The sequence below is a fragment of the Pseudomonas sp. Irchel 3A5 genome (assembly GCF_900187575.1).
Classification (GTDB): Bacteria; Pseudomonadota; Gammaproteobacteria; order Pseudomonadales; family Pseudomonadaceae; genus Aquipseudomonas; species Aquipseudomonas folii.
In genome coordinates, this window is the sequence record NZ_FYDU01000016.1 from 87530 (window position 1) to 101108 (window position 13579).

The 13579-nt window shown below is 58.1% G+C and carries 11 protein-coding genes; 4 read left to right on the top strand and 7 right to left on the bottom strand.

Annotated elements, in window-relative coordinates:
- Positions 1-24: 24 nt before the first annotated feature.
- The 3 genes from CKW31_RS23875 to dnaX form a co-directional block, all read right to left on the bottom strand.
- The gene (locus tag CKW31_RS23875) at positions 25-1059 is read right to left on the bottom strand and encodes an NADP-dependent oxidoreductase (RefSeq protein WP_095100711.1); all 1035 of its coding nucleotides are present in this window, start codon (positions 1057-1059) and stop codon (positions 25-27) included.
- A 1573-nt stretch (positions 1060-2632) separates the two neighbouring features.
- Positions 2633-2959 carry a YbaB/EbfC family nucleoid-associated protein gene (locus tag CKW31_RS23880; protein ID WP_027900954.1) on the bottom strand — a complete coding sequence of 109 codons (327 nt, stop codon included), beginning with the start codon at positions 2957-2959 and terminating at the stop codon, positions 2633-2635.
- A 64-nt stretch (positions 2960-3023) separates the two neighbouring features.
- Positions 3024-5180, bottom strand: a complete 2157-nt coding sequence (gene dnaX / locus CKW31_RS23885) for a DNA polymerase III subunit gamma/tau (protein WP_095100713.1) — start codon at positions 5178-5180, stop codon at positions 3024-3026.
- A gap of 174 nt (positions 5181-5354) precedes the next feature.
- On the opposite strand from dnaX, the gene CKW31_RS23890 reads away from it, so the two are divergent.
- Complete coding sequence (locus tag CKW31_RS23890) at positions 5355-6107, top strand: ABC transporter substrate-binding protein (protein WP_095100715.1); 753 nt, start codon at positions 5355-5357, stop codon at positions 6105-6107.
- A gap of 109 nt (positions 6108-6216) precedes the next feature.
- Complete coding sequence (gene acpA, locus CKW31_RS23895; RefSeq protein ID WP_095100717.1) at positions 6217-7899, top strand: acid phosphatase; 1683 nt, start codon at positions 6217-6219, stop codon at positions 7897-7899.
- A 143-nt stretch (positions 7900-8042) separates the two neighbouring features.
- On the opposite strand, the gene CKW31_RS23900 is transcribed toward acpA, so the two are convergent.
- The 3 genes from CKW31_RS23900 to CKW31_RS23910 form a co-directional block, all read right to left on the bottom strand.
- Positions 8043-9089, bottom strand: a complete 1047-nt coding sequence (locus CKW31_RS23900; RefSeq protein ID WP_095100719.1) for a diguanylate cyclase — start codon at positions 9087-9089, stop codon at positions 8043-8045.
- Between the two features lie 318 nt (positions 9090-9407).
- Positions 9408-10025: a hypothetical protein gene (locus CKW31_RS23905; RefSeq protein ID WP_095100721.1), complete on the bottom strand. Its 618-nt coding sequence runs from the start codon at positions 10023-10025 to the stop codon at positions 9408-9410.
- Between the two features lie 124 nt (positions 10026-10149).
- On the bottom strand, positions 10150-10686 hold the full coding sequence (locus tag CKW31_RS23910; RefSeq protein WP_095100723.1) for a DinB family protein: 537 nt from the start codon (positions 10684-10686) through the stop codon (positions 10150-10152).
- Positions 10687-10843: 157 nt separating this feature from the next.
- On the opposite strand from CKW31_RS23910, the gene CKW31_RS23915 reads away from it, so the two are divergent.
- Both CKW31_RS23915 and CKW31_RS23920 read left to right on the top strand, forming a co-directional pair.
- Positions 10844-11740 (top strand): EthD domain-containing protein, encoded by an 897-nt coding sequence (locus tag CKW31_RS23915; protein ID WP_095100725.1) that lies wholly within the window; start codon positions 10844-10846, stop codon positions 11738-11740.
- Positions 11741-12022: 282 nt separating this feature from the next.
- On the top strand, positions 12023-13240 hold the full coding sequence (locus CKW31_RS23920; protein WP_343073031.1) for an MFS transporter: 1218 nt from the start codon (positions 12023-12025) through the stop codon (positions 13238-13240).
- 40 nt (positions 13241-13280) lie between these two features.
- Here CKW31_RS23920 and CKW31_RS23925 read toward each other — a convergent pair whose 3' ends face one another.
- Complete coding sequence (locus tag CKW31_RS23925; protein ID WP_095100727.1) at positions 13281-13490, bottom strand: DUF2945 domain-containing protein; 210 nt, start codon at positions 13488-13490, stop codon at positions 13281-13283.
- Positions 13491-13579: the final 89 nt, after the last annotated feature.

Consider the following 13579-nt stretch of genomic DNA (forward strand, 5'->3'; position numbering starts at 1 on the left):
CTACAGCGTCAATCAAGGGTTACGTCATGCGTCAGAGACGTGAACCACCAACTTGCCAAAGTTGCGCCCTTCCAGCAGACCAATAAAGGCTTCTGGCGCGTGCTCAAGGCCCTGCACCACGTCTTCACGGAATTTGATCTTGCCTTGAGTGACCAGTGGGGTCATTTCGCGGAAGAACTCTTCGTGGCGATCACCGTACTCTTCGAACACGATGAAGCCTTGCATACGGGCACGCTTGGTCAACATCGTACGCAGCAGCAGCGGCAGATCGTTCGGCCCTTCCGGTACGCCCTGGGCGTTGTACTGCGCAATCACGCCGCACACGGGAATCCGTGCATGAGGGTTGAGCAGCGGCAATACCGCATCGAAGACTTTGCCGCCCACCAGTTCGAAATAGATGTCGACGCCTTGACCGCAAGCCTGCTTCAGTTCTTCTGCGAAGTTATCGCTCTTGTGGTCGATACAGGCATCAAAGCCCAGTTCATCAACCGCATAACGGCACTTGTCCGCGCCACCAGCAACGCCCACTACGCGCAGGCCCTGCAACTTGGCCACCTGCCCCACTACGGATCCCACAGCGCCAGATGCTGCCGCAACGACGAGTGTCTCGCCTGCCTGTGGCTTGCCGATGTCCATCAGCCCCATGTAAGCGGTCATGCCAGGCATGCCCAATACGCCTACAGCCATGGAATCGCTGGGCAGGTCTTTAGGGATCACTTTCAACTCAGCACCATCATTGATGCTGTGAGTCTGCCAGCCGGTCTGGCCAACCACGCGGTCACCCACCTTGAATGCAGGATTACGCGACTGCTCGACGATGCTGACGGCGCCGCCTTCCATTACCGCGTCGATTTCAACCGGATCAGCGTAAGAAGGTGCATCGCTCATGCGTCCGCGCATGTAAGGGTCCAGCGACAGATAAAGAGTGCGCAACTGCACTTGCCCTTCCTGCAGATCCGGCAGCGCTTCGCGCTCCAGCCGGAAGTTTTCCGGGGTCGGTGCGCCCACCGGACGAGAGGCCAGGACAATTCGCTGGTTAAGAATCAATTCTTGGGTCATCAAAGCGGCTCCTTGGGAATGAATTCTATGGGGTATGAAGAACAGACCGTCTGAAGCCGATGGCGTTCGGTTGGATACCAATGGGGGGATTTGTGGGAGATTCCGTGTTTGCCCGCAAGCCAATGTGACGACGTGGGACCGGCTTTAGCCGGGAAGACGGTATTTCTGCCGATGAAGATTCAGTGTCTGTCCCGGCGTATTCCCGGCTGAAGCCGGTCCCACGTCATCAGTGATTCGTGTGGGAGATTCCACGTTTGCTCGCAAGCTAATTCGATGACGTGGGACCGGCTTTAGCCGGGAAGACGGTATTTCTGCAGATGAAGATTCAGAGTCTGTCCCGGCCTCTTCCCGGCTGAAGCCGGCCCCACGTCATCAGTGATTCGTGTGGGAGATTCCACGTTTGCCCGCAAGCCAATGTGACGACGTGGGACCGGCTTTAGCCGGGAAGGCGGTATTTCTGCCGATGAAGATTCAGTGTCTGTCCCGGCCTCTTCCCGGCTGAAGCCGGTCCCACGTCATCAGTGATTCGTGTGGGAGATTCCATGTTTGCTCGCAAGCTAATTCGATGACGTGGGACCGGCTTTAGCCGGGAAGGCGGTATTTCTGCCGATGAAGATTCAGTGTCTGTCCCAGCCTCTTCCCGGCTGAAGCCGGTCCCACGTCATCAGTGATTCGTGTGGGAGATTCCACGTTTGCTCGCAAGCTAATTCGATGACGTGGGACCGGCTTTAGCCGGGAAGACGGTATTTCTGCCGATGAAGATTCAGTGTCTGTCCCAGCCTCTTCCCGGCTGAAGCCGGCCCCACGTCATCAGTGATTCGTGTGGGAGATTCCACGTTTGCTCGCAAGCTAATTCGACGAAGTGGGACCGGCTTTAGCCGGGAAGACGGTATTTCTGCAGATGAAGATTCAGAGTCTGTCCCGGCCTCTTCCCGGCTGAAGCCGGCCCCACGTCATCAGTGATTCGTGTGGGAGATTCCATGTTTGCTCGCAAGCTAATTCGATGACGTGGGACAGGCTTTAGCCGGGAAGGCGGTATTTCTGCAGATAAAAATTCAGCGTTTGTCCCGGCGTATTCCCGGCTGAAGCCGGTCCCACGTCATCAGTGATTCGTGTGGGAGATTCCACGTTTGCTCGCAAGCTAATTCGATGACGTGGGACCGGCTTTAGCCGGGAAGGCGGTATTTCTGCCGATGAAGATTCAGTGTCTGTCCCGGCCTCTTCCCGGCTGAAGCCGGTCCCACGTCATTAGTGATTCGTGTGGGAGATTCCATGTTTGCTCGCAAGCTAATTCGACGACGTGGGACCGGCTTTAGCCGGGAAGGCGGTATTTCTGCAGATAAAAATTCAGCGTTTGTCCCGGCGTATTCCCGGCTGAAGCCGGTCCCACGTCATCAGTGATTCGTGTGGGAGCTGAGCTTGCTCGCGATGAAAGCAACCGGGTTCATCTGCACCACCGCAGCGCCTGTATCGCGGGCAAGCACCGCTCCCACAGGGTCTTCGCTATACGGATCTTTTTGCACAAACAAAAATGCCAGGCACTTGGCCTGGCATTTTTGGCAACAACCAGCAATCAGAATGGCAGCTTCATGCCCGGCGGCAACTGCATGCCTGCGGTCATGCTGGAAGTCTTTTCCTGGCTGGCCTGTTCGATCTTGCGTACCGCGTCGTTGACGGCGGCAGCGATCAGGTCTTCCAGAACTTCTTTGTCTTCCTGCATCAGGCTGTCATCCAGATTGATGCGCTTGACGTCATGGCGACCGGTCATCACGACGCTGACCAGGCCTGCACCCGATTGGCCGGTCACTTCGGCATTGGCCAGTTCTTCCTGCATCTTGGCCATTTTTTCCTGCATTTGCTGTGCCTGCTTCATCAGGCCAGCCATGCCACCTTTCATCATGGGATATCTCCTCGAAAGTTGATTATTGTATCCGGTGGGTTGCCATAGGGCATCACACCTTCAGTTAATGAGTCTGGATCGGGGCGTCCACAGGCTTGATCGTATCCTCCCGGATCACGGCGCCAAACTGTTCAAGCATCTGCTGGATGAACGGATCAGCATGAATCGACGCTTCCGCCTGCCGCTGACGCTCCACACGCAACCGCGAAGCCGCCTGGGCCGGGGTTTCCTGCTCGGGCTTGATCAACTCGATCTTGAGGTTGATCGTACGCCCGGTGAATTGATTCAGGCCATCGTTGATACGGCGCAACTGAGTCGCGTTGAACAAGGCGCTGTGGCCAGGATCCAGGTGCAACAACCAGTCATCACCGTCCATCGCGACCAGCGTGCAGTTGGAGGCAATGCTGCTGGTCATCCCGGAAATCGGCAACTTGTTAAACATGTCCAGCCATTCAGCAGCCAGACCCGTCGCCGGTTTTGCCGCCGGAGCCGGTTCAGCTTCGACCGCTTCAGTGACCGTTTCGTGCGCCAGTTCATCGAGGAAACTATAGGACGCCGGGTCGATGTCCACATCCGGTTCGACGTAATCATCATCCGGTGGTGGCTCATCGTCGCGATCCATCGGCGCAGGAACATAGGCATCGGGGATGGCTTCAAGCATTGCGGGAGTAACGGCCTGCCCGGCAGAGACCTCAGGCTGTGACGCTTCAACCTCCGGCGCATCCGGCACCGGACTGGCTGGCGCGGGACTTGGCATCGGTGTCAGTTCAGGCTGCTCGCCTACTGTGTCGAGCACTGGCTCGGCAACCAGCTCCTGTGCAGGCGTAGCAACCGGCTCAGGCTCGGACTCCTCCTCGGCTACTGGCGGCAACGCTTGCGGCTCGTTCCAGGGCAGGTCAACTTCCTCGACCGGCTCAGGTTCACGAGTGGCTGCCACAGGAGTCGGCGCAGGTGCTTGCGACTCGGCCTCGACAATCGGCTCCACCACCGGCGCTGCAACAACCGGAGCGGCTGCCTGTACGGGAGCAATTGCTACCGGCGCGACCGCTGTCGCACCGGCCACTTGTTGTGGGGAATCAACTGTGGCCGGGTTGATTCCCACTGTCTTTAGCGGCTGCCTCGGGGCATCACTGCTGTCTGCGGGACGAAATGCCAACATGCGCAGCAGGACCATTTCGAAGCCGCCGCGAGGATCAGGTGCCAAAGGCAAGTCACGACGGCCAATCAAACCCATCTGGTAATAGAACTGTACGTCTTCGGCCGGCAATGCCTGAGCCAGGGCAAGTACCCGGTCGCGATCGCCATGGCCGTTATCGACACCCTCGGGCAGCGCCTGGGCAATCGCCACGCGGTGCAGCACGTTGAGAATCTCCGACAACACGCCATTCCAGTCCGGGCCCTGTTCGGCCAGATGCCGGACAGCTTCCAGCAAACTGCGGGCATCGCCGTCAATCAAGGCGGTCAGCACATCGAACACCTGACCGTGATCCAGCGTACCGAGCATGGCCCGTACATCAGCAGCCATGACCTTGCCTTCACCGAAAGCAATCGCTTGATCGGTGAGACTCATTGCATCGCGCATGGAGCCGTCGGCAGCACGCCCCAACAGCCACAGTGCGTCGTCTTCGAACGGCACATTTTCGACGCCCAGCACATGGGTCAAATGCTCAACCACACGCTCCGGCGTCATGTTCTTCAGAGAAAACTGCAGGCAGCGGGACAAAATCGTCGCCGGCAGTTTTTGCGGATCGGTGGTCGCCAGGATGAATTTGACGTACGGCGGCGGCTCTTCAAGAGTCTTTAGCAGCGCGTTGAACGAGTGGCTGGAAAGCATGTGCACTTCGTCGATCAGGTAGACCTTGAAGCGCCCGCGGCTCGGGGCGTATTGCACGTTATCCAGCAGTTCTCGGGTGTCCTCGACCTTGGTGCGGCTTGCGGCGTCGATCTCGATCAGGTCGACAAAGCGTCCTTCGTCGATCTCGCGACACACCGAACAGGTGCCACATGGTGTCGACGTGATGCCCGTTTCGCAGTTCAGGCACTTGGCGATAATCCGCGCAATAGTGGTCTTGCCCACCCCCCGGGTGCCGGTGAACAGATAGGCATGGTGCAGGCGCTGACTGTCCAGGGCATTGATCAGAGCCTTCAGCACATGGGTCTGGCCGACCATTTCGCGGAACGAGCGCGGACGCCATTTACGTGCAAGAACCTGATAACTCATCGAAAACCGTCGCAACTGGGAAGCGGAAGACCGCTAATGCTAGCGGAGCAGGGGCAAAATTGCATCTGGTGTCCTCCTCTATTCTGACTAAGCTGTGCAAATGGATGTGAAGACACGCGGTAATCGGGTCTTTAGAGAGCGTTTTATACATGGCTCGTAGTTGAGGGACCTTCTATGCGACGAACCCGTATCATTCTAATAACGCTATTGCTGCTGATTGCCCTGCCTGTTGATGCGACGGAACCGCCACTGCGGTTTTCGGTAGCGGAAAGCTGGTCGATGCCGCTGGTTCAACTGGACAACTATCAACCGACATCCGGAATCCTGTTCGACATCATGCAAAGCCTCGCGCGCCAGGTAGGCCGTGAAGCCGAATACCATGTGATGCCGCGACTGCGGGTTCAGGCGGCGCTGGAGCGCGGTGAAATCGACATTCGTTGCTACGCAGCCCAGGCCTGGGTGCCGAACCTCTCGGGTGATTACTTCTGGAGTCTGCCGATCATCTATCAGCGCGACTTGCTGATCGCCTCCGCCGCAACCGCCGCAGGCCCTTACCCCGAGCAGTTTGATAATGAAACCATCGGTACGGTGCTGGGCTACAACTATCCCGACCTGCAATACCTGTTCGATAACCATCAACTGGTTCGCGAGGACGCCCGCAATCAGGAGCAGACACTCCGAAAACTGGTTGCGGGCCGCTATCACTACGCAGTGGCCAGCCAACTGGTGCTGGACTGGCTCAACCGTGACTTACCCCCTGATGAACAACTGAAGTCCGTCGCCCTGATCGCTGATCAGCCGGCCGGCTGCATTATCCGTAACGACCCCAGCCTGCCGACGCAGAATATCCTGCGCACCCTGGTGCGCATGAGGGTTTCGGGTGAAATCCAGCAGATCGTTGATCGTTACACGGCACCACGCACCTGAAGATGTCCCTTGACACAGCGTGCAGCAGGGATTGTCGCAATACCGTCATATAGCGTGGATACCCTCGCCTGAAATATCTGGCAACACTATACCGGGCAGGTAATCCACGATGAGCGACAAATCAGACGATAACTCGCAGACCGACCCAAGCCGTCGCCGCTTTCTGGGCGGCATGGCTGCATTAGGGGCAGGCGTGACCTTGGGCGGCTACGCGACAGCCCAGGAAAAACCGCCTGCATCAGCGCCCAATGCCGCACCGTTGACCGGCATGGCGCTTGATAAGGCGCTGCGCGACAACGTCAAAACCATCGTGGTGATCTACGCCGAAAACCGCAGCTTCAATAATCTGTTCGGCAACTTTCCCGGCGTGGAAAAGCCCCTGTCATCATTGAAGCCCGCCGACTATGAGCAACGCGACCGGGATGGCTCACTGCTGAAGACCCTGCCACCGGCCTGGGGCGGCGTATTGCAGTTGGGACCTCAAACTGTTGACGGCGTGAGTTACCCCGCTGGCGGCCAGTTTCAGGAGAACCTGCCCAACGCGCCCTTCCCGCTCAAAGGCATGAATGGCGAAGACTTGCCGCTCAGCCTCGTCACCCGGGACCTGTGGCATGTGTTCTATCAGAATCAGATGCAGATCAACGGTGGCAAGAATGACCGTTTCGTCGCCTGGGCCGATTCGGGCGGTTTGCCCATGGGCTACTACGCGCAAAGTCAGTATTCGTTGCGCCTGTGGGACGTCGCCAAGGAATTCGTGCTTTGTGACAACTTCTTCCAGGGTGCCTTTGGCGGCTCATTCCTCAACCACCAGTACCTGATTGCCGCCACCGCGCCGGTTTACCCGGATGCTGCCAACTCGGCAGCCAAATCACAGATCGCCCAATTGCAGAGCGATAACCCGAAAGATCCGCGCCTCAAGCCACTGGACCAATCCCCGGCCAGCGCCATGACCGGCGCACCGCAGTTCGGCCCCAGCGCACTGACGCCCGATGGCTTTGCGGTTAACACTCTGGCACCGCCGTTCTGGCCAACCTGGCTGCGTGACCCGGAAAAACCGGACTACTCCAAACCGGACCTGCCTAACGTGCTGGTGCCACAGACTCACGAACACATTGGCGACAAACTGTCGAAAAAGGACATCGACTGGGCCTGGTACGCAGGTGCCTGGCAGGTCACGCTGGATGAATTCAAGGATTCTACCGGTATCCCGAAGATCCCCAACTTTCAGTACCACCATCAGCCGTTCAACTACTTCGTCCAGCAAGGGCCTCAAAACCCGACCGAGCGCAAGAAACGCCTGCGCGATGGCGGACTGGGCGATGAAGTCAGCAGCAATAAATTCCTCGCCGATGCCGAAGCAGGCAAGCTGCCTGCGGTCACGTTCTACAAGCCTCAAGGCAACCTGAACATGCACGCCGGTTACGCAGATGTCGCCGCAGGTGATCGGCACATCGACCGCGTGATCAAGGTGCTGCGCAACAGTCCGCAGTGGGAAAACATGGTCATTGTCATCACCGTCGACGAAAACGGCGGCTGGTGGGACCACGTGGCGCCCCCGCAAGGCGATCGCTGGGGTCCGGGCACCCGCATTCCGGCATTGGTGGTCTCGCCCTTCGCGCGCAAGGGCACGGTTGATCACACCGTCTACGACACCGCCTCGATCCTGCGCCTGGTCACCCGGGTTCATGGCCTGGAAAAGCTCGATGGCCTCAAGGAGCGGGACCAAGCGATGATCGCTCGCGGACAAACGCCCATGGGCGACCTGACCAACGCGCTGCAATTTCCCGCGTGATGGGCTGAACCTGAATTGAAATGAGATTCGCTGTTTGCCCGCAAAACTGACGTGGGACCGGCTTTAGCCGGGAAGAGGCCGGAACAGCTGCTGCCCGTGTAGCGTCTGCCAGGCAGCTTTCCCGGCTGAAGCCCGTCCCACGCTTACCCCGCCAACATCACCTTGTTACGCCCCTGCTGCTTACCTTGATACAACGCCTGATCCGCTCGATTGAGCGCGCTTTCAAAGCTTTCCCCCGAACGGATTTCGCTCACAGCCAGGGTTGCCGTGACGGTGAGTGGTCCCTGATCCACTTGCCCGACCCATTCGCGGATACGCAACAGGATTCGATCAGCCACGGCCTGCGCCGCCTGCTCGGAGGCATCGGGCATCAGCACCAGAAATTCCTCGCCGCCCCAACGAGAAGCCACATCTGTCCCACGCACATTGCTGTTGATGGCTTCGGCCACACGCTGGAGGATCAGGTCACCCTGTTCGTGGCCCAGGCGGTCGTTGATCTGCTTGAAATGGTCGATGTCCAGCAGAATGATCGCTGACGGCACCGACCTGGCCAACTGCCGCACACCGAGCATCACCCTGCGCCGGTTATAGAGGTTGGTCAGGCTGTCACGATTGGCGGTATGAAACAGGTTCAGTTGCATGGACCGCGTGAAGCGCACCGACAAGGCCGTGCCATGTAACAAAACGCCAACGGCGGTCAATACATTAACGATGCCGAGCACATCAAGTATCTGCGGGGCCACGCCAGAATTTATTCCCATATGCCCACGCAGCGCGAAGCCACCCACTGATACCACAAGAATTGCCAGGTTGAGCAACAGCCGTAGTCGGCGCGCACTATGGAAACTGAATGCGACGATCGGGATCACGCAATAAAGGTAGAAGTAGAAATTACTGTTCCAGCCCAGTATCCAGGTCGCCAATAAGGCATGGAGGATGATTTCTCCACTCATCAGCGTGCCAGCCAGGCTGTAACGCCCGGCGCGGATGGCTCTTAGACAGGCCACATAGGCCAGAATGCTGAACCCGTTGCCCACTGCCAGCAACGGCACTTTCAACGCACTGAACAAGACAAACAGAACGAGATGAATACAAAAAGCGATCTGCACGATGGGCACGATGTGCTGCCAGAACTGTGCGGTGGTTTCACGCAACAGCTGCGCACGGTCACTCGCCGATAGGGTGTTCATCAAGCAGCCTCAGTGGGGTGATGCATCGCAGCCGCGGCAGTCTGGCGTGGAGCGGATCAGCATTGTATTTATGTCAGGTTATCGGCGGACATCGAGTGGCCTTGATGTCGGTCACAGAGAGGGTCTGTGTTGCTTCGGGTACTACGAGCACATGATGGCACATTGAGTTCCCTGCCCTGAACGATACATGCTGAACGAGCGGGTTCCGGGGCCGTGAATTCTATACCGGTTCGGCCTTGAGTGGACGGCAGTACGAGGAGGCGCGGCTTTAACGCAGCGCCCCTCAGCCAGACAGGCGTGGATCTGGCATTTATCGGGTTAGCGCAAATCCGGGCGGGTCGACTTCAGTGCCGCGTCGCTGATCTTGCCCTGAACGGAACACGTCACCATGGCCTTGCTACCTGCAGACAGATCAGCAGGGGCCGGTTCAACCATGAAAACACGCTCTGACGTATCGGTTACCAGCTTGCCTGCGGTGTCGCCGGAGGTTTCAGACAGCCACTTCGATTGTTTTTCAGACCAGACTTCCGGCCTCGCCAACACTCCGTTGGCGGACAGCAACTCCACCGAGTGTGATTTCTTCAATGAAGCGGCAATTTGTTCCGGGGTTTGCTGAACGTAGAAGCCCCAGTTGATAACACGGGAGCCCATCAGATCCATGTCATCGGCAAAAAAACCGGTCAGTGAAAGTCCGCTAACAACGACTGGCTTGTCGAATACCCAACGCTGCCCCGTTTCGCTTTTGGTCCCCCCTTGCAAGGTGATACGCCCATTTTCCTGTTTGGAGGGAACCAACGACTTGAAAGGTTCTTGCGCAATGACCGGAAACGACTGAGGGCCGCAGCTCAGGTAATCCTTCAGCGGGTCACTGGAGGCTAAAGCATTGCCAGTGGCAAACAAGGTGACGACGGGAAGCAGCAAAGTGGAGAGTTTCATTGGCAGGTTTCATTCCTTTAAAGGTGTTTCTCACACGTTAATGCACATCAGCTGCAGCCGATCCGCAGCCGCGCAAAGTTAGCCCAAGGTCTTCATAGCGTCCAGCCATTGCCCGTTATGGCCGTCAGTCCAGACTTGGGATCAGCCCAAGCAAATCCGTAGAGCCAACATCAGCTCCGGCCTGCGTCAGCAATGTTGTCGCCTGCCCCCGATGATGGGTCTGATGATTGAAGAAGTGGATCAGCAAGCCATAGAAGTTTCGCGCAGCCGGCACACCGGCGGTATTGGTGTAATGCAGCACGACGTCCAGATCGTCCTCTTCAAGCTCTGCGGCCCAATCGATGATGGCCTGATCCATCCGTCTGCGCTGGGCGGTCAGTTCCGCCAGGTTGTTGAACATCTGCTCGTTCAAGGCCTGAGGGTCACGTAAACCACACACCCCATCCAGCGCTGGAAACCCTGCCGGGTGCCGTGCGAAACGCTTGAGCCATATGGTGTCTGCCACCAGCAGATGGTTCAGCGTTCCCAGAATCGAACCGAAGAAAGCATTACGGTCTGCGCTCAACGCTTCCGTCGGCAAGCTCGCAGCAGCGAAATACAGCTTGTCGTTCATCCAGAGACTGTATCTGGCCATCAACTGGAGATGATCGAGGCGGGTCAAGGCATGAGCTCCGGGCTAGCTGGGGATGCCTGCAAGTGTGCCAGTTCTGAAGGGTGTGCGGGTCATCCTGCTGGATCCACCGATAGAAACCGAACGACTCACCACCTTCCCACTCTCAACTTCATGCCGATAATTTCCCCAACTTGAAGGTAACGTCATGATTGAGATCAACAGCTACACCACGGTCAAACGACGCGAGCGCGTTCCACACGACGTCTTCGCCACTTATTGGCGTGACGTGCATGGCCCGCTCTGTTCCCGTCTGCCGGGGCTTGGCTTGTATATTCAGCACCATTTTTCCCGCAATCAGGATGCCCATCTGTGGCCGTTGGCCGATGGCATTAAAGAGATAGCCGATTACGAGCTGGATGGCGGCGTCGAGATAGGATTCGCCTCTGCTCAGGATCAAAAACAATTTCAGGCCGTCTGCCCGATACTGTTCTCGGACGAGCAAAACATGTTCGAGGAAACCCTGGCCTACGATTTGCCAGAAGGTTCAGCAACCGTGGTCAATCGCTTGAACGACGAGACCTTCAACGGTAAGGACAGATTTGACCGCATTCACGTGCATTTCAGCCCGCGCACCAGTCTTGCGCAGTTGAAGGATTATCTGGCAACTGAATTGGCTGATGTGCTGGCCGGTGCGGACGAAGTCCTGAAGCTGCGCCTGCATCTGACCCAACCGTTCAACAACGACGGCATGCATCCCCCTGCCCCCAACGTCGCGCACTACGCCAACCCCGCGCGAGCAGAACTTGTGATCATGGAAATAGCCTTCGAGAGCCCACTGGCCCGTCGTCGTTTCTTCGAGAGCCCGCTGTTTCAGGCAACACTGGCGGGACAGTCCGAACACATCGCCCAGCTCAAAGCCTTTGCGGTATCCGGGCTCTACACCTATGTGCGCGACGGTGAGATCACCACGGCAGGCCTGCGTGGCAGCCGTGCAGCTGAACTGATCGAGTATCTGGGTGCAGCGAATCAGCGCACGCCGGAGGTTGAGCACCTTCTGTTGAAAGGCGTGTTGGGTGCTGCTGAAAGCAAAAACGCTAGTTGATCAACTCATATCAGGGCATGCCCTCTGATTTGGCTGTCGCACTTTAAATACAGGATCTGTAGGAGCTGCCGAAGGCTGCGATCGCGGTGTATCAGGAGAAACGCATCGCAGCCTTCGGCAGCTCCTACAGAAAATGCATTTCAGTCCAGTTGCTGCATGTTGTTTGATGAGCCACAGCGCGGCTTCATGGACACCGGGGCCGCTTCTGGCCGTCTTTAAGGCAAGGCCCTATACCCAACAGTTATTTGACCATTTGATCAACTCTCCCTAGGGTAGCGGGCCTTGTTCAAGACCGAGACGCCTGCAACCAACATGACCAGCATGACCCGCCCCTCCAAACTGCCCTCTACTGTCTACCTGTTGGGATTGACGATCTTCTCTCTGGTAACCGCCGAATTCATGGTTGCCGGGATGATGCCCGCGCTGGCAGATGCGTTTTCGGTCAGCCTCGCGCAAGTGGGTAACCTCATTGCCTTCTATGCCTTGGGCATGGCGTTGGGCGGGCCCCCTGTCACGGTATTACTGCTCAGCCGGGGCATCAGCAACAAGCGTGCGCTGGTTGGCCTGTTGGCGGTCTATGTAGCTGCCGGGATTCTGGCCGCAATTGCGCCCAGCTATCCGGTGCTGGCTTTCGCGAGGATCATGATGGGCGTGGCAAGCGCCGCGTGTATCGGGCTGTGCCTGACGGTATGCGCCGGGCTGGTCGCACGCGAAGTTCGAGGTCGTGCCGTGTCGGTGGTGCTTGCGGGCCTGATGCTCTCCCCGGTAGCGGGAGTGCCGTTGACGGCCTGGGTCGAGCACCATTATGGCTGGCGTGCCAGCTCGTGGCTGGTCGTAGGCCTGGCGCTGATCTGTAGCGCCCTGGCTGCGGCGCGTCTGCCCTCCAGCGAAGCAGGCAGCGAACCGGCGCTAAGCCGACAGTGGGCCACCTTGAAAAGCCGCAGCCTGTGGGGCGCTTACCTCACCAGCGGGCTGATCATCGGTGCCACTTTTGCAGCATTCAGTTATTGCACGCCGATCCTGATTCAAGAGGTGGGCCTGGCGCCGGGCCACGTCGCCCCGATGCTGGCTTTATATGGCGTGGCTAATCTGCTGGGCAATATGATCGTCGGCCGCATCGCGGATCAATACACCTTCCAGGCACTCGGCTGGGGTCTGCTTTTGCTGGTACTCGCGTTGACGGGTTTCGCGCTGGCAGGTAATCACCTCTGGCTGAACCTGACCTGTTTCATCCTGCTGGGCCTGACCGGCGTGGCACTGAACCCGGCAATGGTCGCACGGGTAATGAAGGCCGCCGAGCCCGGCGCACTGGTGAATACCCTGCATACCTCGGTGATAACCGCAGGGCTCGCCTTGGGCAGCTGGGCCGGTGGCGCCGCCATCGATGCAGGCTATGGCCTGCGCGCTCCGCTGTGGGTCGGCGCAGGACTGGCGTTGCTGGGGCTGCTCAGTCTCGCCCGGCCGTTGGCAGCGCGCAGTTCAGTCAGGTCCTGCGCTTGAATGGGGTGCCGCCCGGTCTAAAGACGACATCGCTGATTCATCACACTCGATGCAAAGCACCGGCGTGATGCATCGCCAGATGCCCGGTCTTGTCACTCTTGACCTCGTATTGAGGATCATCTTTCGAGGCTGGTCGGTGTTTGCCCATGAACTCTACGTCTTTCGTGTGGACTTTGGTCACTTTGCCATGGATCTCACCCGCTTCGGAGTTCCAGCGCACGGCGTCGCCTGTCTTGAAAGAAGTGGTCATTGAATACTCCCGGCCGTAAAGGATTACGAGCCATAAAAAATAGGGATGATCGGATTATTTCGGCAGCGCCGCTCCTTATCGAGCCAGCG

Coding starts and splice junctions, on each gene's coding strand:
- CKW31_RS23875 (WP_095100711.1), bottom strand. CDS start 1,059: ATGACCCAAGAATTGATTCTTAACCAGCGAATTGTCCTGGCCTCTCGT.
- CKW31_RS23880 (WP_027900954.1), bottom strand. CDS start 2,959: ATGATGAAAGGTGGCATGGCTGGCCTGATGAAGCAGGCACAGCAAATG.
- dnaX (WP_095100713.1), bottom strand. CDS start 5,180: ATGAGTTATCAGGTTCTTGCACGTAAATGGCGTCCGCGCTCGTTCCGC.
- CKW31_RS23890 (WP_095100715.1), top strand. CDS start 5,355: ATGCGACGAACCCGTATCATTCTAATAACGCTATTGCTGCTGATTGCC.
- acpA (WP_095100717.1), top strand. CDS start 6,217: ATGAGCGACAAATCAGACGATAACTCGCAGACCGACCCAAGCCGTCGC.
- CKW31_RS23900 (WP_095100719.1), bottom strand. CDS start 9,089: ATGAACACCCTATCGGCGAGTGACCGTGCGCAGCTGTTGCGTGAAACC.
- CKW31_RS23905 (WP_095100721.1), bottom strand. CDS start 10,025: ATGAAACTCTCCACTTTGCTGCTTCCCGTCGTCACCTTGTTTGCCACT.
- CKW31_RS23915 (WP_095100725.1), top strand. CDS start 10,844: ATGATTGAGATCAACAGCTACACCACGGTCAAACGACGCGAGCGCGTT.
- CKW31_RS23925 (WP_095100727.1), bottom strand. CDS start 13,490: ATGACCACTTCTTTCAAGACAGGCGACGCCGTGCGCTGGAACTCCGAA.